Here is a 20150-nt window from a genome sequence, read left to right as displayed (position 1 = left end):
CATTCATATCATTTACAGATTGATTGTATGTAAATTATATATTGTTTTGTATAAATAGAAAAACTTAAAATATGAGCAGAGGAAAAGTATTAAGAAAGATGCGGGGGAGATAACAATGACCTTTAATCAAATACCGGAAGCGCAAGGTCTCTACCGTCCTGAATTTGAGCATGATGCTTGCGGGATTGGCCTGTACGCTCATATTAAAGGGAAGGCCACACATGAAATTGTGAAAAAAGGGCTTCGAATGCTCTGCCAGCTGGACCATCGCGGCGGACAAGGAAGTGACCCGCTCACAGGGGATGGAGCAGGCATGATGGTTCAGATTCCCGATAGTTTTTTCAGAAAGGAACATCCGGAAATCAATCTTCCTGAAAAGGGCCGGTATGGAATAGGAATGCTGTTTATTTCAGATAACGAGATTGAGCGAAAAGAAATTGAATTATATATCGAGACTCTCATAGAAAAAGAAGGTCAAGTGCTTCTAGGCTGGCGAACGGTGCCTGTTGATGACCGGAGCCTTGGGGAGACGGCTAAAAAGACCGTTCCTGTCATCCGTCAGGTATTTATCGGTGCAAGCGCTGAAGTTCCCGACGAACTTTCCTTCGAAAGGAAATTATACGTCATTAGAAAACAGTCTGAGCTTTGGGCGGGACAGCATCAAAAGGCTTTTTATTTTGCCAGTCTGTCCAGCAGGACAATCGTTTATAAAGGACTGTTGACCCCGGAACAGGTGGATTCCTTTTATCCGGATCTCCAGGACCAGAATTTTATATCTGCATTTTCCTTGGTGCATTCGCGGTTCAGTACCAACACCTTTCCAAGCTGGGAAAGGGCGCATCCAAACCGCTACATTATCCATAACGGAGAAATCAATACACTGAGGGGAAATATCAACTGGATGAATGCCCGGGAGCAGCAGTTTGTTTCTGAAGCATTTGGGGACGACCTTCAGAAAGTGCTTCCTGTTTTAAATACGGACGGAAGCGATTCGTCCATAATGGATAATGCGTTTGAATTTTTTGTCCTGGCTGGCCGAAAACCTGCCCATGCTGCGATGATGCTGGTTCCTGAGCCATGGTCAGACAATCCTTATCTCCCCAAGGACAAAAGGGCGTTCTACGAATACCACAGTACCTTGATGGAGCCCTGGGATGGCCCTACAGCTATTTCCTTTACGGATGGAAAGCAGATTGGTGCGATCCTCGACAGGAACGGGCTGCGTCCAGCACGCTATTATGTGACAAAAGATGATTACATTATTTTTTCATCAGAAGTAGGGGTAATAGACGTAGCGCCAGAGATGGTTTTATATAAAGAGCGCCTTAGTCCGGGTAAAATGCTGCTGGTCGACCTGGAACAAGGACGCATCATTTCCGATGAAGAAATCAAGGCGGAATTGGCCGCAGAGAAACCATACCAAAAATGGCTGTACGAACAGCTGGTCAGGCTGAAGGATTTGAAAGTGAGTTTTGAAGAAGAGGATTTCAAAGGCCTCATCGTCCGCCAAAAAGCCTTTGGCTATACGTATGAAGATATCAATAAATACTTAATCCCCTTTGTCACAGAAGGCAAGGATCCGCTTGGCTCCATGGGGAATGACAGCCCCCTGGCGGTTTTATCGGACCGGCCCCAATCCCTGTTCAACTATTTTAAACAGCATTTTGCCCAGGTTACCAATCCTCCCATTGATGCCATTCGGGAACAGCTTGTTACCTCTACTGTTTCCTATCTTGGTGCAGAAGGAAACCTGCTTCATCCCGGGGAAAAGAACTGCCGGCGAATCCAGGTTGATTCACCGATTATCACCAACAGTCAATTGGAGCTATTAAAAGCTAACCTTCTTGATGGATTTAAAAGCAAGCTCATCCACACCTTATTTACAGAAGATTTGGAAATCGAGTTGGAACGGATATTCCAAGAGGCTGAATCAGCTATGGCAGATGGGGCGACTCTGCTTATCTTGTCAGACAGGGATATGAATGAAGAAGAAGCGGCGGTACCTGTATTGTTGGCTGTTAGTGCCCTCCACCAGCATCTTGTCAGGAAAGGACTTCGTACCAAAGCCAGCATCATAGTCGAATCCGGAGAGGCAAGGGAAGTTCACCATTTTGCTGCTTTGATTGGCTATGGGGCAGACGCTGTCAATCCATACCTGACCTTTGCTACATATCGCGAAGCGGTGGCGGAAGGAAAAGTACCCTTTACGTATGAAGAAACAGTTGCGAAGTACATTAAGGCTGCAACCGAAGGCGTTGTAAAAGTTATGTCCAAAATGGGGATCTCGACTATCCAAAGCTATCGGGGAGCGCAAATATTCGAAGCGGTTGGAATAAGTCCGAATGTCATGGAATCCTATTTCAGCGGAACTTCTTCAAAGCTTGGCGGTATCGGTCTGGAAACAATCGCAAGAGAGGCATTGCTCTCTCACCGGCAAGCCTTTGGACCATCCGCTGACAATGCCCTTGAGTCTGGAAGTGATTTTCAATGGAGGAATTCCGGGGAGCATCATGCGTTCAACCCGAAAACCATTCATACTCTTCAATGGGCAACGAGAAAAGGGGATTACGGTTTATTCAAGCAGTTCTCAAAAGCAGCGGACGAAGAGCGCATCACCTTCCTGCGCAATCTGTTCAGTTTCGATCCGGTGAACAAATCGATCCCTATCGAGGAAGTGGAGCCGGTAGATTCGATTGTCAAACGGTTTAAAACAGGGGCTATGTCCTTTGGTTCGTTAAGTAAGGAAGCGCATGAGACCCTTGCTGTTGCCATGAACCGACTGGGAGGCAGAAGCAATAGCGGGGAGGGAGGCGAAGACCCGGCCCGATTTATTGTTGATGAAAATGGGGACAGCCGAAGAAGCGCTATCAAGCAAATTGCCTCTGGCCGTTTCGGCGTGACAAGTCAGTATTTGGTAAACGCTGATGAACTGCAGATCAAAATGGCCCAGGGAGCTAAGCCGGGGGAAGGCGGACAGCTTCCCGGAAACAAAGTATATCCATGGGTTGCCAATGTTCGCGGCTCTACCCCGGGTGTCGGGCTGATCTCTCCTCCGCCGCACCATGATATCTATTCGATTGAGGATTTGGCCCAGCTTATCCATGATTTGAAAAATGCCAATAGCGACGCAAGGATTAGCGTGAAGCTGGTAGCCAAGGCTGGTGTTGGAACGATCGCTGCCGGTGTGGCCAAGGGGGCTGCGGATGTAATCGTGATAAGCGGATATGACGGCGGAACAGGAGCGTCGCCTAAAACGAGCATTAAACATACCGGGGTTCCTTGGGAGCTTGGCCTGGCAGAAGCACACCAAACCTTGATGCTGAATGGCTTGCGTGAACGTGTTGTTCTGGAGACAGACGGAAAACTGATGACTGGAAAAGATGTGGTTATGGCAGCCCTTTTAGGTGCCGAAGAATTTGGCTTTGCAACGGCGCCGCTTATCGTTCTTGGCTGCGTGATGATGAGGGCGTGCCATCTGGATACGTGCCCGGTTGGGGTTGCCACCCAGAATCCTGCCTTGCGTGAAAAGTTTACGGGTGAAGCGGACCACATCGTGAACTACATGAAGTTTGTGGCCGAAGAAGTACGGGAACTGATGGCCGAACTAGGCTTCAGGACGGTAGAAGAGATGGTTGGGCGTACAGACGTCCTGAAAATGGGTGAACGCGCCAAAGCCCATTGGAAAGCGAAAGATCTGGATTTAACGGCTCTTTTATTCCAGCCTAAAGGATATCGGACGTTCCGTACGCCTCAAAACCATAAAATCGGCGAATCACTTGATATTCAGCAGATTTTGCCTGCGGTCAAGCCTGCCTTGGAATTCCAAACGCCAGTGGATATTTCCTTTTCGATCAGGAATGTGAACCGGGTAGCCGGGACCATTGTTGGAAGTGAGATTACCAGGCTGTTCGGTGAAGCGGGACTTCGGGAGAATACCGTTACATTGAGATTCACCGGTTCGGCAGGCCAGAGTTTCGGCGCCTTTATTCCCAAGGGAATGACCATGTTTTTAACTGGCGATGCCAATGATTACATTGGAAAAGGACTTTCAGGCGGCAAAATCATTGTTAAAGCCCATGAGCCTGACAAATTATTTACCTGTGGCAGCGTAATTGCAGGAAATGTTGCTTTTTATGGAGCAACTAGCGGGGAAGCGTATGTCAGCGGAAGGGCAGGGGAAAGGTTTGCGGTTCGCAACAGCGGGGCCAGCATAGTGGTTGAAGGGATTGGTGACCATGGCTGTGAATATATGACCGGCGGGCGTGTCGTCATACTTGGAGACACTGGCAAGAATTTTGGCGCTGGCATGTCCGGGGGCATTGCATATGTACTGGCAGACAATGAAGAGGAATTCTCTGCACTGGCCAACAGCAAAATGGTGTCCTTTGAATCGCTAACGGACCAAGGGGAAATCAACCAGGTTAAAACGTTGGTTCAGAATCACTTCAATAACACTGGGAGCTCCAAAGCAAACTATATTCTCGAAAATTGGGAAGAAGTCGTTGGGAGATTCATAAAGGTCATTCCTAATGACTATAAACATATGATTGATAAAATTGAGGAACAGAAAGCAAACGGACTTACTGATGAGGAAGCCGCATTGAAAGCATTCCAGACGAATGCCGGTCACGAGAAAAAGGCATCTTTACAGCCTGGTGCCATAGTATCGTAGGAAGGAGACGGAAATGGGAAAAACAACTGGATTTATGGAGTACAATCGAGAAAAGCCGATAGAACGAAACCCCCAACTTCGAATCAGGGACTGGAAGGAGTATTCTGCCTCCTTCTCTGATGAAGAGCTGAGCAGGCAGGGAGCTCGCTGCATGGACTGTGGGACTCCTTTCTGCAATATGGGGATGGAGCTGAAAGGGACAACAACTGGCTGCCCAATCCACAATCTCATTCCAGAATGGAATGACCTGGTGTATCGCGGAAGGTGGAAAGAGGCATTGGAGCGTCTACTTATGACAAACAATTTCCCGGAATTTACCGGCAGGGTTTGTCCTGCTCCATGTGAGGGCTCCTGCACGCTGGCAATTGCCGATCCTTCTGTCGCCATTAAAAACATAGAGCGAACGATTATTGATAAAGGATTTGAAAATGGTTGGATCACTCCACGTATTCCTGGGAGGCGGACTGGAAAAAAAGTCGCTATAATTGGTTCTGGTCCTGCTGGATTGGCCAGTGCCGATCAGCTAAACCAGGCTGGACACTCAGTGACTGTCTATGAACGCGCCGACCGTCCTGGCGGGTTGTTAATGTACGGGATTCCAAATATGAAATTGGAAAAGGAAATCGTGGAACGCAGGATCAACCTTTTAACCGAGGAAGGAATTGCATTCGTTACGAATACAGAGGTTGGAAAGGATATTTCCGTTGAAGAACTCCGCAATAGGCATGACGCTGTCATCCTGTGTACCGGAGCGCAAAAACAGCGTGACCTCCATATTGAAGGCCGTGAAGCAGCGGGTGTGCATTTTGCTATGGATTATTTGGCGCAATCAACTAAAAGCTTGCTGGATTCCAACTTTGAGGATGGAAATTTTATCAATACAGCCGGAAAGGATGTCATTGTAATCGGAGGAGGAGACACGGGGGCGGACTGTGTTGCTACGGCGTTGCGCCAAAATTGCCGAAGCGTCGTTCAATTTGGGAAACATCCCCAGGCTCCCGAACAGCGGACCGCCGATAATATGTGGCCGGCTTATCCAAATATTTTCACATTGGATTATGCCTACGAAGAAGCCCAAGCCAAGACTGGTGCAGATCCGCGCCAATATTCCATCCAGACTAAGAAATTGGTCAAGGGTGATAATGGCGAGGTGAAGGAACTTCACACTATCCAAATGGAAAAGCTAAAAGATGAAAACGGAAGTTTCTATTTTAAAGAAATACCCGGGAGCGAAAAAATATGGCCTGCGCATCATGTCTTTATAGCGATCGGGTTTGAAGGAACAGAACTGTCATTATTAAGGCAATTTGGTGTAGAGACAGTGCAAAACAAAGTAAAAGCTGACTATGGTGAGTTTAAAACCAATGTGGAAGGTGTATTTACAGCTGGAGATGCGAGGAGGGGCCAAAGCTTAATCGTATGGGCCATCAATGAAGGCCGGGAAGCTGCCCGGGAAGTCAATCGTTATCTGATGGGAAGTACTGTACTTGCATAATAATCACGTTTTAATCTGGATCCAAGCTGGATTCAGATCTTTTTTTGATTTCAGCTATTAAATGATACGAAAAAAAGTATTGACGATCCTTCTAATATTTTATATTATATAAAAGTTGTCATGCGGGTGTAGTTTACTGGTAAAACCTCAGCCTTCCAAGCTGATGTAGTGGGTTCGATTCCCATCACCCGCTCCATTGACGAAACTGGACAATGCGGGCCTATAGCTCAGCTGGTTAGAGCGCACGCCTGATAAGCGTGAGGTCGATGGTTCGAGTCCATTTAGGCCCACCATTCATATGTCGGGTTAGACCGGCCCGTTGGTCAAGCGGTTAAGACACCGCCCTTTCACGGCGGTAACACGGGTTCGAATCCCGTACGGGTCATAAAAGGGTCAGCTTGGATGCTGGCTTTTTTTGTACCAAAAAAACATCCTCCGGGAATGTCGTGGACACCAGAGGATGTTTTTTCTTTGTATTAATTGGCAGCTTACAGGGATAAATTCTTGGAATCCGTCCCCGATATCGGTAAAGTGATAATTTTGCCGCCAATTTGGACGTGAATCGTATCTTTAAATATGGCTTTTACAATTCCTTTTAAAGATACAGTTGAATCTACAGATAAATTGTTTTTATCCTGATTTTCTGTCATAATTTTATCACCTTCCGCATTTTTTTGATTTTATATCCGGTGGAACATTGTTATGGCTTTATGCCTAAACATGAGCATGTTACATAATCATTCGATGTTTAGTACTATCAATTATATCCTTATTTAAAGGGAAATAACAATTGTTTGGCTAATAAAAATAAAAAATTTATGCCACATCCAAGCGCTTATTGGCTGTTCCATAGTACAATGAAGTTAATGATGTAATGGAGGTGGAAGGAATGAGTACGGCTACCACATTAAAATGGTTTACCGGAGTTTTTGAAGCTCTCTTGGGAATTCCTTTTCTCGGAGGGGCTTTTATTATCAGCAATGGCTGGACGCCATTGTTTATTATGCTGGTCCTTCATATTGTCACGCTGTTCTTTTCTTTTAAGGAGATGCAGAACAAATATGGAAGTATTTTAGGAATTGTAACCTCTGTTATCGGCTGGATTCCTGTTGTCGGAATGATTATGCATATAATAACTGCGTTAGCCTTATTATTTGATGCAGCAAGATCKAGAAGTGTCTATAGAAGATAAAATAGCCTTTTTGTGTATGCTTTGTTATTATTCATTGTTGATTCCCATAAAGGCATGAAAATTATTAAGGGGAGAATTTCCGGTTATTGTACGCAGAGGCACCTTCAGAAACAGAAATAAGGGGAGAAATTTCCCTTATCTTCTCAAATGAAGGCAAAATTCATGATTCTGATCCCTTTAACCGGAAAAACTCCTCTTATTTTAAGGGAAATATGGATATTTCCCAAATTAACCGGACTTTCTCCCTTTATTTTTTGAATTTGAGTGAAATCAACATTCAGCTATAACAAAGTGTTTGTTTAATAGCTTGTCCAAACGAACAGCCTGGGGTTTTCCCGGGCTGTTCTATTTTGTATATCACAAATAATTCCTTAAAGAAGTGGCGCCTGTTTTTGACTGTTTACAGCATCAAAAACATACTGGTTACGACCGGCTGCGATTCCAGCTAATGTGAAAAGTACGGTAACCCCTATAAGCATCATTAACGGAACAGTCCATGCATGAAGGGAGTCAAAGAGAATCCCGATTAAAATTGGACCGATTCCTGCAACCAGATACCCAACGGACTGGGCCATCCCGGACAAGCTTGATGCTTGTTCGGCATTTGCGGCTCGAAGCCCGATCAAGGTTAAGGCATGGCTAATGGCTGCACCAAGCGAAATACCAATTAAAATGATGCTAAACACAAGGATCAGGGTATTTTTACCCAATAGGAGGCCAGTTAGCCCAGCAAGAGAAAACAGTCCAATTCCCAGGGCGATGCCTTTTTGATTCTCGAGGCGGTCGGCTAAGACAGGGATATAAAAATTGGCAGGAAGCCCGGAGAACTGCATTAGGGTAACCATCCAGCCTGCCATCGCAATACCAATTCCCTTGCTGGTCAGTATCTCTGGAAGCCAGGCAGTCATGCTAAAATACACCATTGATTGCATGCCMATAAAGATGGTCACCTGCCAGGCGATTGGTGAAGACCAGATGGAAGCAGGGGATTGTTTTGTTCCATATTGTACACTTGGCCTTGTTTTTCCCCTTACTTGCGGGCTCCAAAAAAACAAGGCGATAAAAATGAGGAACAGCCATAACCCGAGGGACAGCTTCCAGCCTAAATTTAAATGATGGGCAAGAGGAACGCTAAGCCCTGGGGCCAGCCCAGCCCAAACACCCATGGAAAAGGTGTAAATTCCTGTCATGAACCCAAGTCTGCCCGGAAAGTTTTGTTTTACAATCCCGGGAAGCAAAACATTGCAAAGGGCAATTCCCAGTCCAATGAGAATGGTGCCGGAATACAATAAATATAAAATACCTGTGGACCGAATGATTATTCCTGCTCCCAATAGGACCAGCCCTATTAATACACTTAGCTCATTACCGAATTTCTGTGCGATTTTAGGCGCGAATGGCGATATAAAAGCAAAGGCGAGAAGTGGAACCGTCGTAAGGAGTCCAGCCATGCCATTCGATATCTCCAGGTCATCCCGGATAAAACCAATGAGAGGCCCTACAGACGTAATGGCCGGCCTTAAATTAAACGCCACAAAAATAATTCCAATAACAAGCAGTGTATTCCTATCGATTCCTTTGACTCGCATAAGATGCCGATGCCCCCTCGTTTGTTCACTAAAGCAATAAAGGGTGCCTGACCCCTTGTTAAATGAATTATAATGAATTTTCTGCTTTTTGTATAGGATATGCAGGTAAATGGCCGTGACAAGGGGGCGGAATTAAAGGGCCAGGCGGAGGAGTTTAGGATGAAAAAAATATGGGAATTAAACAGCAACAGAGTTATCTGCCAGAAAAAAACGGAATTGCAATGGACATTTGTATGAAAAAAGAAAAATATTTCAGACATTTAGCAGGAAATTGAATGCTTGATAGCATATATAATTTAGAAAATTCTGTTTTTTTATTTTTGTTGAGAGGAGAATTCAGTCATGACAAAACATTATTGCAAATCCTGTATGGGCTTTACGGGAGAACCGTTGAAGTGTGAGCATTGTGGAAAAGAGGAAATTGCCGCAATTGAAATTTATAACCATAAGCAGGAACAATAGAAAAGAAAAAAGCGTGCTCCGGTAGCACGCTTTTTTTACTGTCATAAAAGAAGGAAAGGAGGTTTAAGGGATATGAAAACGGGTATAATTAAATGTTTCTTTATGCAAACAATGCAACCAATTGATGTTGGTTGTTTTTCATTCAACAATCATATTTTTTAAAACACACATGTCTCGGAGGATCATATGAACAAGGAACTAATACATTTAGGTGAAAAAATTTCCGAACGGAAAACCGAAATAGCAAAAAAAGTCCATTTGCAGAGCATGGAACAGGCCTCTCCCGAACAATTGAAACAGATATCAGCCATGCAGGAATCAGATATCATCGGAATCCGCGCTGAATTTATCCATATGTTTGCTGAAGCGCTTAAGAACGATGGTGTAGATAAAGAGAAAGCTTATGACGATATAGAAAAATGGGCTATAGAAACAGCAGAATTCACCTATAATAACGGATTTTCGCTGGATGAAGCATTGAAAGACACAAGTAATTACAGGAAATTCCTCCATGATGTTCTCGAGGAAGAAATGCTGTCCCAAAACGCATCGATTAAGACCGCATTTGCCGTGTCGAGGGTGATTGACCCGCTAATCGATCATGCAGTTTACTGTTTTAGCTTAACCTTTGTTTCTTTCTATAAAAAGACCCTTGACAGCGCGAAGAGTGCTTTCCTCGAACTATCTGTCCCAGTCGTCCCTTTGTCAAAAGGGGTGGCCATCCTGCMGCTTGTTGGTGATGTGGATACAGAGAGGGCGCATTTGCTGATGGAGGAAACCTTGAAGGAAGCAGAACGATTGAAGCTATCCAACCTGATTCTTGACCTTTCCGGAGTCGTTATGGTAGATACCATGGTTGCCGACCAGATTTTCAAAGTGATGGATGCCTTGAAGCTTTTAGGTGTCCAAACAATTGTAACAGGAATCCGTCCAGAGATTGCCCAAACTGTAGTGAGCCTGGGACTGGATTTCAGCAAGCAAGTAACAAGGGCAAACCTTCAGCAGGCACTGTCGGATATCCAGCTGTTTAAAAAGAATGATGGCAAGAATGTCATGGATCTTTTCAAGAAAAATTGAGATTTTTTTCCTGAATTTTCGATATCTGTTTGAACCGTTTAATGCTATGATATAGGAAAATATCAAGTTATGAGGGCAATGAAATGGTTAAAACGGGACAGATTACCTTGGTTTTGATTTCGATTTTGTTCACTGCGCATCAATGGTTTTTCCATCAGGAACCTTTTTTTACAATCGATTTTATTATCTTCACCTTGATTGCCTGGCTTGTTGGCTGGCAATATGACCGAATGCGGAGTCTGGAGAAAAAAGCGAGGGCCAGCGAAGAAAGCTATAAGACCTTGATAGACTCCCTGCCTGAATCTGTCATTATCCACCGTGATTACCAAATTGTCTTTGTAAACAAAGCCACGGTTGCGATGATTGGTTCTGCCAGCAAGGAAGAGTTGATTGGAAAGTCTATATTCCAATACGCTGATAGTGAATATGAAGGAAGGATGCGGGCGAGGATCGACCAGGCCATCAAGCTGCGCGGTCCGCTGACCAGTATCGAGCATAGGCTTAAACGGCTGGATGGCTCAAAATTCTTTTTTGAGGCTTCATCCCTGGCTATAATATTGGGCGGCAAAGAAGCAATCCTGACTATTGGAAAAGATATAACCGAGAGAAAACAGGAAACGGAGCGCCTGCTTCAAAAGTCGGAAAAGCTGGCTCTCCTTGGACAGATGGCTGCAGGCATAGCCCATGAAATCCGAAACCCGCTTACTTCCATTAAAGGCTTTATCCAGTTATTCAAGTCAAACAGCCTTAAGGAAGAATACTATGACATTGTCCTGGCGGAACTGGAGAGAATCAATGAAATTGTCGGGGAGTTCCTTATATTGGCCAAGCCAAGTGCCGCCGTCTTCATGGAACATGATATTAAAGTTTTGATAAAAGATGTGGTCACCCTCATCAATACCCAGTCTATTTTAAACAACGTCCAGATTTTTGTAGAATTTGACAGGGACTTGCCATTGGTTAGCTGTGAAGCGAATCAGTTTAAACAAGTAATCCTCAATTTGCTGAAAAATGCCATCGAAGCGATGCCAGAGGGAGGAAATATTGATGTCAGGGTGGGAAGGAAGGATGAAGGGACCATTTCGGTCCAAATAATCGACCAAGGAATAGGAATTCCGCAAGAAAGGATTCCGACTCTTGGAGAACCCTTTTATACAACAAAAGAAAAGGGAACCGGATTAGGCCTAATGACTTGTTTTAAAATCATTGAAAGCCATAATGGAAAACTGGACATTAACAGCAGGATAAATGAAGGCACAACGGTGGAAATTACTTTGCCGACCATTGCCCAGCCCTACTTGGTTACCTAAATGAACAGGAACGCTCGTATATACAAAGAAAGGCAAGCAGGCCAGTGGGCCGCTTGCTTTTCTTTTTGCGGGCAGATTCCTTGTTTTCCTTCATATTGGAAAGCAGGATTGAGAAGAAATCTAGTATCCCTTTTTGTAGTCAACCAAATTGATGGAAGGAACGTTTCCAGCACGGTATGCTTTTAAGTTAGGTATGAATATATCCTGGAGAACCCGTTTGGCATAATGTTCCGTTGATCCCGCGGTATGCGGGGTAATGATCACATTATCCATATCCCAGAGAGGACTGTCCTCGCTTAATGGTTCTTTTTCGAAAACATCCAGGCCAGCACCGGCAATCTCGCCATTTGAAAGCGCGTCTATTAATTCATTCTCTTTAACAATGGCTCCACGGCCAATATTTATAAACATGGAGGAGGTTTTCATTAAAGCGAATTGTTCCTTGCCAAACAGGCCGCGGGTCTCACTGGTCAGAGGGAGGGTTACCACTACATAGTCACAGCGAGGCAGCACCTCATCCAGCTGTTTCGGCAAGTACATCTCATCCACATTTTTTTCAGGGTTCCCGGAATGGCGGATGCCTATAACTTCCATGCCAAAAGCTTTCGCAATTTTTGCCGTTTCCAGCCCAATCGCCCCTACTCCAATAATGCCGATGGTCTTGCCATGAAGCTCCAATTTTAGCCCTGAATGATGCCATTTCCTGTTCAGCTGGTTTTTTACATACACATGTATATTTCTGGTGAGGGCCAGCATCAAGGCAAAAATGGTTTCTGATATAGGATAGGCATGTACTCCATTGGCGCTGGTTAAAATAACATCCATTTCTTCCAGCTTTGCTAAAGGCATGCTGTTTACGCCGGCACTCCAGGATTGTACCCACCGGAGCGGGGAATCGGAATTCAGTGCTTCGCTGATTTCCTTTTTCCAGCCGACAATGATTTCGGCACTGTTCAAGTGGGCCAGCCAGGCATCAGGATTCCTCTGGGCGATTATGTTCCAGTGCGGTACCAGTTCCTGTATTTCTGCGAGAAGGTTTGCTTCAATATCATGTGTAATAATCATCTTCCGGATTTCCATTCATATTCCTCCAAGTGTGGGATAGGTTTATCATAACACCTATCAGCAGCCGTCAAAAAGGCCCAAAGCCACGCTTTGAGCCGAAAAGTTAAAGGCGGAATCCAATTAATTTTGCTTTTTTATCGAGGCCAAGCGTTGTGTCGTTTGGAAAGGTAATCACAGAACCTATATAATCCCAGCGGATAAGAAGATTTGTTGTGCATTCTTCTTCTTGCTGTTTTTCCTCTGGGATGGGGGTTCCGTCTTCCTCCTGGACTTTTACCCTTTTATGGCATGGATTTTCAACCCAGATGCCCATGCTCTCTGTTTTTATCAATTTAACAAGATACCAGGCATCAGGGTCGAAGATTCCCGTCACAGGGCCGACAAGATACTCTGGGAAATTTTTCAGGCGAATTTGGATCTTTTGATTGATAAAGCTATCTAAATGCATGACATTTCCTCCTTTGCGGCTGATTGCATAAAAATCTTCCTTTAATACTCTACCATTCCAGAACAAATTTAAACGTTTTTAGTTTATATGGGCATATAGGCAGCGACTATTTTAGGTTTTCGCTATTTTTTAAAATTCAAAAATGGTAAACTATTAAAAACTTGCAATAACATAAAATGGAGTGGGGATTAGAATGATTAAAGCAATATTTTTTGACTTGGATGATACGCTGCTATGGGATCAAAAAAGTGTGAAAACCGCTTTTGAAACTACCTGTAAACTGGCAGAAGAGCGATATGGAGTGGATGCTGCCAAGCTTGAGGAGCACGTAAGGAGTGAAGCGGCAGCCCTGTATTCATCTTATGATATATTCCCTTTTACCCAGATGATTGGGATTAATCCATTTGAAGGGCTATGGGGAAATTTTCTTGATGATCATGAAGAGTTCCGGAAGATGAAAGAGATTGTTCCAGCCTACCGGCAAGATGCGTGGAGAGCTGGATTAAAGAAAATGGGAGTGGACGAGCAGCAATTTGCACGCGAGTTGGCAGAGACTTTTCCAATGGAACGGAGAAAAGCTCCGTTTGTTTATGAGGAAACATTCGAAATACTTGATGATTTGCAAGGAAAATATCAGCTTTTGCTTTTGACCAATGGTTCACCCGATCTTCAAAAAACCAAGCTGGAAATTACATCCGAGCTGGTTCCTTATTTTGACCAGATTGTCATATCGGGTGACTATGGGAAGGGAAAACCGGATCCAGGCATTTTTGAACATGCTCTTACATTAATGAACTTGAAACCGGAAGAAGTTCTGATGGTGGGAGATAACTTGATGACGGACATTCTTGGCGCCAACCGGGCAGGAATCAAGTCAGTGTGGATCAACCGGTACGGCAAGGAACGGAATGAAGTGATTCCCGCATATGAAATCAAGCATTTAGAGGAGCTTTTTCCGATTCTTGAACAATTAAAGGATTAGACTTACTAATTTGGGAGGTTGTGAGAGTTATGGAAGAAAAAGTAGCAGCTGCCATCCAGGACGATTATCCTGATGAATTTGCCTGGTGCTATGGATGTGGACGGCTAAACCAGGAAGGCCTTCAACTCCGGACCGGCTGGCAAGGGGATGAGACTTTGACTATTTACACTCCGGAAGAAAAACACATGGCATTGCCTGGGTTTGTGTACGGAGGTGTGATGGCTTCGTTGATTGATTGCCATGGTACGGGCTCGGCAGCCTTGGCCTTGCACCGTAAAAATGGCCATGAGCCTGGAGATGGCGCAGAGCCGCCCAGATTTGTTACTGCCTCCCTGCACGTCGACTTTATAAAACCGACTCCTCAAAATATTCCGCTTAAAGCTGTGGGGAGAGTAGAGGAAATTCACCCGAAGAAATGGAAGGTGGAGGCAGAGGTATTCGCCGGGGATGCTCTTTGTGCACGTGGAGAAGTGGTGGCCGTTCTAATGCCGCAGACGTTTTTAAGCAAGTAAAGGTAAATTTTTAGAGAAAAAGCCAAATCTAAACCGATTTGGCTTTTTGTGATACTTTATTCCATTCTGTCCAAAGCTATCGATTCTGCGAGGTTTTTAAGCTTTTCGATATCATTTTCAGCAAAGAGCGTTTTTCCGTCCTCCAGGGTGGAGATTGCGCTGTTCACAAGATGAATTCGCGGTGTGTTCGCATGGAGGAGTTCATCTTGGATGAAATCCAGCAATTCCAGGTATTTTCCCTGTTCTTGTGCATTTGACGAGCTTTTCTTCATGCCTAGTACCGTCCTGCAAAGTGCCTGTTTTATTGATTGGCTGCCATCTCCGCTATTCGGGAACCAGTTGTTTAAAACCCCTGGCTGAATCAGCTGGGCATCCGCTTCGGTAACATCGCTGACTATTTTCACCAGCCGCTCCACGCTATAGCGGACAATCTTATAAAGGTCTGTTGTATCATAGGCCATCGCATGGAATTTGAGATTATAATGAAGAATTCCGATAAACATGATGGAACAATCGAGCAAGTAAGGTTTGCTTCTTTCACCGAAGATATCAATAAAACGCCTGTACAGCCAGCGAACCGCACGTAATTGATTTTGTTTAAAGAACACCTTTAACTCTTCATCAGGAGAGTAAACGACTTCATCAAACAAGGAGATAAGCTTATTGCTTCTATGGGTCTGCAGCTGAAGTTCGATTTGTTTTATGAACACTTCAATATCAGAGGGATCCTTGCCAATCAGCAGTTCGTTCCGTTCCTTGTCCAGCTGGCTGTGAATGGATTTAAAAAGGGAGATTAATAATTCATTTTTGGAAGAGAAATAATTATAAAAGGTCCCTTTGGAAATCCCGCTGTAATCAAGAATATCCTGAATGGATGTGGCCTGAAATCCCTTTTCAATAAATAACTGGTGTGCCATTCTTAGTACATGCTGTTTTCTGTCGTTCATATAATCACCCTTCAAATTTGAACTGCCTGTCCAATTGTTATAATACGTGAAATTGAAAGTATATACAAACCCTTTAAAAACAATGTATTTTCCAATTGCAATAAATGGACTGTTGGTATATGATAATCTCTGGATGAAATGATGGTACAAAATAATGGACTGAATGTCTATGGGGGAAACAAAATGGAGAATACAACCAATAGGGCGGGCCGTCCACCGTATGGAATTCTTTCGGTGTTAATGATTGGCGCCTTTATTGCTTTTTTAAATAATACTCTGCTCAATATCGCGCTTCCGTCCATCATGACGGATCTGGAAGTCGATACTGCGACAGTTCAATGGCTGACAACAGGCTATATGCTGATAAATGGGATTATGATTCCGGCAACAGCTTTTTTAATTGAAAAATATTCTGTGCGAAGGCTGTTTTTAATTGCAATGGGTCTATTCACAGCCGGAACGATTATCGCTGGTGCTGCCGGAATCTTTCCAGTCCTGCTGGCCGCACGGATGCTGCAGGCTTCCGGGTCGGCGATTATGATGCCGCTGCTCATGAATGTGATGCTTGTAAGCTTTCCAATTGAAAAGCGGGGAACCGCCATGGGAGTTTTCGGCCTCATCCTGATGTTTGCACCTGCTATTGGCCCAACGCTATCGGGCTGGATCATTGAGCATTATGATTGGCCGATGCTGTTCCACTTTGTCACACCAATCGCGGTGGTCATATTATTGCTCGGCTTTATCTTGCTTAAGGATAAAAAGGAAAAAGTCGATATCCACCTCGACGTCCTATCATTAATCTTGTCAAGCTTTGGTTTTGGGGGATTGCTTTATGGTTTCAGTTCCGCCGGAAGCAAAGGATGGAGCAGTCCATATGTGTATTTAACGATTATCATTGGTGTCATCTCTTTGACCGCCTTTGTCCTTCGCCAATCAAAGCTTGAACGGCCAATGCTTAATTTCAGTGTCTATCGCTATCCGATGTTTACTCTGTCATCGGTGATTTCCATGACGATTACAATGGCGATGTTTTCCGGTATGCTGCTGATTCCAATTTATGTCCAGACAATCCGCGGGTTTTCTCCAATGGAAGCTGGGTTAATGATGCTGCCGGGAGCGCTATTGAATGCTTTTATGTCTCCTGTTACTGGCCGTTTATTTGATAAGTTCGGTGGGCGGGTCTTGGCTGTCACCGGATTATTGATTATGACCATTACTACTTATATGTTGAGCATTTTAACGGTCGAGACTTCCTATGCCTATCTGGCTTCTGTCCATGCAGTGAGGATGCTTGGTATGGCGATGGTTATGATGCCAGTCCAGACGAATGGCTTGAACCAGCTGCCAACCCGCCTTTATCCACATGGCACCGCCATGAACAACACCCTGCAAAATGTTTCGGGAGCGATTGGAACAGCGTTGCTGGTTACGGTCATGTCCACCCGCACGGAAGTATATGCAGCGCGGCTGACAGAAGAGGCGCTGAAATCAGCAGCCCAGCCAGCGGCTGCAATGCAGCAGCAAATCATGATGAAGGCGATGCTTGAGGGGATCAATGATGCTTTCCTGGTTTCCGCTGTTATTTCAATTGCAGCCCTGGTTTTGGCTTTCTTTATGAAGCGTGCCAAGCAAGCGGAAGAGCTTCCTGACAAAGCGCATGCAGGAAAAAAGATTCGAACAAGTTAAGGTAAAAGCGGCCCAAAAAGGGCCGCTTTATTTGTGGTTTTAATGATATTCTACGCCTATCACTCTGCAGCCATTTTTGTCCAGCTGCTGTTTGATTTTCTCCAGTGTTTCCATTGACGTATTTTTGGGGAGGGTAAAAAGTACTCTTCGAATGAGGCTGGCATGGTAGCTGGAGGAATCAAGGGTAATAACACCTTGAATATCGCTGTATTTGCTGATGATGGCGGTCATTTTCGCAAGTGTGCCTCTTGTTCCATAACTGCCTATCGTAAGCGTATAGCTTCCTCTGTGAAGACCCCAAGCTTCCTCCAATAATTCAAGGACAGCCGCATGAGTCAGCAAGCCGGCAAACTGTCCGCTCTCCTTCACCACAGGGAGATAGGGAAATCGCTTAAGCGTAAAAAAGGCTTGCAGGAAGGATTCATTTTCCATTATAGCCGTCTCTTGATCGGTAACAAGCAATCCAATTGGTTCATCAAGCGAGCGCCCTTCTTTATATTCCAAAATATCAACTTTATAGATGTTACCTTTATACAAGGTGTGGGACTTGTCAAGGACAGGCACGCAGCGAAACCCCGTTTCATTTAAAAAGCTTAGAGCCTGGCCAAGAGTATAGGTTTCATCACAATATCGGACATCGTGTTTGCTGATCATCTGATGCTTAATCAACATTTCCATTCTTCCCCCTTTGGTACCCTTATGCGTAACCTTCTGGAAAATGTATGACTGTAGTTTTAGTCCTATTCCTGGTGAGCTTTTAAAATTGAAGGGAAGAGGAAGGGTGGTACATGTTGCGCATGGAATGGCAGGTGGAAAATGCATAAAAAAACCTGGAATCTGTTGACAGAAACCAGGTTTTACTTATTTAAAGGCAATTTACATGCTTAAACGTCTAATTCGCTCGTCCAGGTCGGGATGCGTGGAGAACAGCATGGACTTGCCTTTGTTATTGATTTTCAGAGTCGCGATGGTATCCTGGTCATCCCCGTTGATCCGGTTTGAGTAAGCCTTCAGCGTCTTCAAGGCATGGACCATTTTGTCCCTTCCAGCGAGGTCGGCACCGCCTCGGTCGGCATGGTACTCACGGTGTCTTGAATACGCAAACACCACAAGGCTGCCGAGAATTGAAAAGGCGATTTGGAAGACTAGGACCGCAATGAAATGGACGACTGGCGCCAAATCTTCCCTGACAAAACGGGAAACTCCCCAGGCAGCAATACGCGCAAGGAACACGACGAAAGTATTTACGACGCCTTGCAGCAATGTCATCGTCACCATGTCACCATTGGCAATATGGGCAACCTCATGGGCAATGACACCTTCGACTGCATCGTCATCCATTTCCTGGAGCAGGCCGGTGGATACAGCTACCAATGACCGCTTTTTGGACGGGCCTGTCGCAAAGGCGTTTACTTCAGCAGAATCATAGAGGCCAACTTCCGGCATATGAGTGAGTCCTGCCGCCCTTGAAAGACGATGCACCTTATCGACGATTTCTTTCTCATGTTGACCCAATGGGCCATCAGGATCGAGGACACGGACATTCATCATCTTTTTGGCCATCCAGCGTGACATTGCCAGCGAGATGAAAGACCCAGTGAAACCAATCACCGCACTGACGACCAGCAGGGAAGCGAAGTCGATTCCGCCCTGTTCATTGATGTAATTGCCGCCTCCGATCAAGGAGAAAATTATACTGATGGTGACCAATACTAGAACGTTGGTTAACAAAAAATAAAAGATTCTTTTTCCCACTATCTCACCTTTTTTAAATAATTTTTGGGTTCATATGAACTTGTCATATGATTATATTATAGGTGTTCCAGACTGCAGTTTCAATATTTTTTTTGTAACATGGCCACAGGAGCAACCCATTGACTATAAACAAGGAAAGATTTAGGATGAAGTCAGTTACAGTTGCAGATATTCTAGGGGTTGATGATAGTGGAATTGTTTCAGCTTTCAAGAAAAGATATGGCGGAGTTCCTATTGGCTTTAAAGGGAGCCAGTGCAAAGGCTCCAAAAAGGGTGCTGCAGGAAGCTTGGGCGAATGCCCATACGAAAGAACTCATAGAGGGAAAGACTCTTCCTGCCTTCATTGATACACAAATTCCGCCGATTTTTGAAAAATTTATAAAAGTCGAAAAACATTGTGTTGGCTTTTCCTTAAATGAAATAGTCCAGCTTGGAAATCAGATTGAATTCAGCCATTTATCTTCTACAACGGTGCAGAATTGGGTAAAAAGGGATGTAAAAGAGCTTATTGGAACGCCCCAGCATGGAAAGAAATATACCATTGAGCAGGCTGCCACTCTGTTTATCGTAGAAGACCTCAAGGCTTCCCTTGATTTCGATTCAATCCGGAAAATCCTTAAATTGATTTTTAACAATCCGGCCGACCGCTCCGATGATATGGTTGATCCGCTGTACTTGTATTCGGCATATGCAGCCATTTTTGATAAGCTGCAGCATGAAAGCTGCGGTGGAGAAGGACGGTTCCAGAGGCTGGCAATGGAAAAGCGGATTCAGGAATCAGCTTGGGAACATGTGGATCAGTTCCCAAGCCTGGAAGACGGACAGAAAGAAATAGTCCAAAATGTTCTGGTCACTGCTGCCCTGACCGTGTTTTGTGCCCATTATCAAACCCTGGCCAAAAAATATATGACAGCGACGCTTTTCCTGGAAGGATTATAACCCTAAAAAGTGTGCTCCA

16 protein-coding genes and 3 tRNA genes are annotated in these 20150 nt (G+C 44.6%); 12 read left to right on the top strand and 7 right to left on the bottom strand.

The window, feature by feature from the left end:
* Window positions 1-115 precede the first annotated feature (115 nt).
* The 5 genes from gltB to ADU22_RS20670 all read left to right on the top strand — a co-directional run bounded on the left by gltB (window position 116) and on the right by ADU22_RS20670 (window position 6552).
* Window positions 116-4672: a glutamate synthase large subunit gene (gene gltB / locus ADU22_RS20690; protein WP_053363863.1), complete on the top strand. Its 4557-nt coding sequence runs from the start codon at window positions 116-118 to the stop codon at window positions 4670-4672.
* A gap of 13 nt (window positions 4673-4685) precedes the next feature.
* Window positions 4686-6167: a glutamate synthase small subunit gene (gene gltD / locus ADU22_RS20685; RefSeq protein WP_053363862.1), complete on the top strand. Its 1482-nt coding sequence runs from the start codon at window positions 4686-4688 to the stop codon at window positions 6165-6167.
* Between the two features lie 122 nt (window positions 6168-6289).
* Window positions 6290-6363, top strand: a tRNA-Gly gene (locus ADU22_RS20680).
* A gap of 20 nt (window positions 6364-6383) precedes the next feature.
* Window positions 6384-6460 (top strand) — tRNA-Ile (locus ADU22_RS20675).
* A gap of 20 nt (window positions 6461-6480) precedes the next feature.
* Window positions 6481-6552, top strand: a tRNA-Glu gene (locus ADU22_RS20670).
* Between the two features lie 103 nt (window positions 6553-6655).
* Here the strand turns inward: ADU22_RS20670 and ADU22_RS25080 are convergent.
* The gene (locus ADU22_RS25080) at window positions 6656-6817 is read right to left on the bottom strand and encodes a hypothetical protein (RefSeq protein ID WP_173427562.1); all 162 of its coding nucleotides are present in this window, start codon (window positions 6815-6817) and stop codon (window positions 6656-6658) included.
* Between the two features lie 239 nt (window positions 6818-7056).
* Here ADU22_RS25080 and ADU22_RS20665 point away from each other — a divergent pair, with 239 nt between their 5' ends.
* Window positions 7057-7359: a hypothetical protein gene (locus ADU22_RS20665; RefSeq protein WP_053363861.1), complete on the top strand. Its 303-nt coding sequence runs from the start codon at window positions 7057-7059 to the stop codon at window positions 7357-7359.
* Between the two features lie 371 nt (window positions 7360-7730).
* Here the strand turns inward: ADU22_RS20665 and ADU22_RS20655 are convergent, their stop codons facing one another.
* Complete coding sequence (locus ADU22_RS20655) at window positions 7731-8948, bottom strand: CynX/NimT family MFS transporter (protein ID WP_053363859.1); 1218 nt, start codon at window positions 8946-8948, stop codon at window positions 7731-7733.
* A gap of 648 nt (window positions 8949-9596) precedes the next feature.
* On the opposite strand from ADU22_RS20655, the gene ADU22_RS20650 reads away from it, so the two are divergent.
* Window positions 9597-10487, top strand: a complete 891-nt coding sequence (locus tag ADU22_RS20650) for an STAS domain-containing protein (RefSeq protein WP_053363858.1) — start codon at window positions 9597-9599, stop codon at window positions 10485-10487.
* Between the two features lie 83 nt (window positions 10488-10570).
* Complete coding sequence (locus tag ADU22_RS20645) at window positions 10571-11797, top strand: ATP-binding protein (RefSeq protein WP_053363857.1); 1227 nt, start codon at window positions 10571-10573, stop codon at window positions 11795-11797.
* Between the two features lie 120 nt (window positions 11798-11917).
* On the opposite strand, the gene ADU22_RS20640 is transcribed toward ADU22_RS20645, so the two are convergent.
* Together ADU22_RS20640 and ADU22_RS20635 are read right to left on the bottom strand one after the other, a co-directional pair.
* Entirely contained in the window at window positions 11918-12877 is a 960-nt protein-coding gene (locus tag ADU22_RS20640) for a D-2-hydroxyacid dehydrogenase (RefSeq protein ID WP_053363856.1), read from the bottom strand.
* Window positions 12878-12965: 88 nt separating this feature from the next.
* A complete protein-coding gene (locus ADU22_RS20635; protein ID WP_053363855.1) occupies window positions 12966-13310 on the bottom strand; it encodes a hypothetical protein in 345 nt (114 codons plus the stop codon).
* Between the two features lie 193 nt (window positions 13311-13503).
* On the opposite strand from ADU22_RS20635, the gene ADU22_RS20630 reads away from it, so the two are divergent.
* Together ADU22_RS20630 and ADU22_RS20625 are read left to right on the top strand one after the other, a co-directional pair.
* A complete protein-coding gene (locus ADU22_RS20630) occupies window positions 13504-14292 on the top strand; it encodes an HAD family hydrolase (protein ID WP_053363854.1) in 789 nt (262 codons plus the stop codon).
* A gap of 29 nt (window positions 14293-14321) precedes the next feature.
* Window positions 14322-14804 (top strand): PaaI family thioesterase, encoded by a 483-nt coding sequence (locus ADU22_RS20625; protein WP_053363853.1) that lies wholly within the window; start codon window positions 14322-14324, stop codon window positions 14802-14804.
* Between the two features lie 56 nt (window positions 14805-14860).
* Here ADU22_RS20625 and ADU22_RS20620 read toward each other — a convergent pair whose 3' ends face one another.
* On the bottom strand, window positions 14861-15751 hold the full coding sequence (locus ADU22_RS20620; protein ID WP_053363852.1) for a TetR/AcrR family transcriptional regulator: 891 nt from the start codon (window positions 15749-15751) through the stop codon (window positions 14861-14863).
* 183 nt (window positions 15752-15934) lie between these two features.
* Between ADU22_RS20620 and ADU22_RS20615 the strand changes: the two genes are divergently transcribed.
* The gene (locus tag ADU22_RS20615; RefSeq protein WP_053364692.1) at window positions 15935-17437 is read left to right on the top strand and encodes a DHA2 family efflux MFS transporter permease subunit; all 1503 of its coding nucleotides are present in this window, start codon (window positions 15935-15937) and stop codon (window positions 17435-17437) included.
* A 39-nt stretch (window positions 17438-17476) separates the two neighbouring features.
* Here ADU22_RS20615 and cbpA read toward each other — a convergent pair whose 3' ends face one another.
* Window positions 17477-18115 carry a cyclic di-AMP binding protein CbpA gene (gene cbpA / locus ADU22_RS20610; RefSeq protein WP_231687922.1) on the bottom strand — a complete coding sequence of 213 codons (639 nt, stop codon included), beginning with the start codon at window positions 18113-18115 and terminating at the stop codon, window positions 17477-17479.
* 198 nt (window positions 18116-18313) lie between these two features.
* The gene (htpX, locus tag ADU22_RS20605) at window positions 18314-19192 is read right to left on the bottom strand and encodes a protease HtpX (protein ID WP_053363851.1); all 879 of its coding nucleotides are present in this window, start codon (window positions 19190-19192) and stop codon (window positions 18314-18316) included.
* A 189-nt stretch (window positions 19193-19381) separates the two neighbouring features.
* On the opposite strand from htpX, the gene ADU22_RS20600 reads away from it, so the two are divergent.
* Window positions 19382-20131 (top strand): DUF1836 domain-containing protein, encoded by a 750-nt coding sequence (locus ADU22_RS20600; protein ID WP_053363850.1) that lies wholly within the window; start codon window positions 19382-19384, stop codon window positions 20129-20131.
* Window positions 20132-20150 lie beyond the last annotated feature (19 nt).

The organism is Bacillus sp. FJAT-27251 (genome assembly GCF_001273925.1).
In the GTDB taxonomy this organism is placed as follows: domain Bacteria; phylum Bacillota; class Bacilli; order Bacillales; family Cytobacillaceae; genus Mesobacillus_B.
Note: the sequence above shows the minus strand (reverse complement) of the source record. Positions and strands in the feature narration are given on the sequence as shown.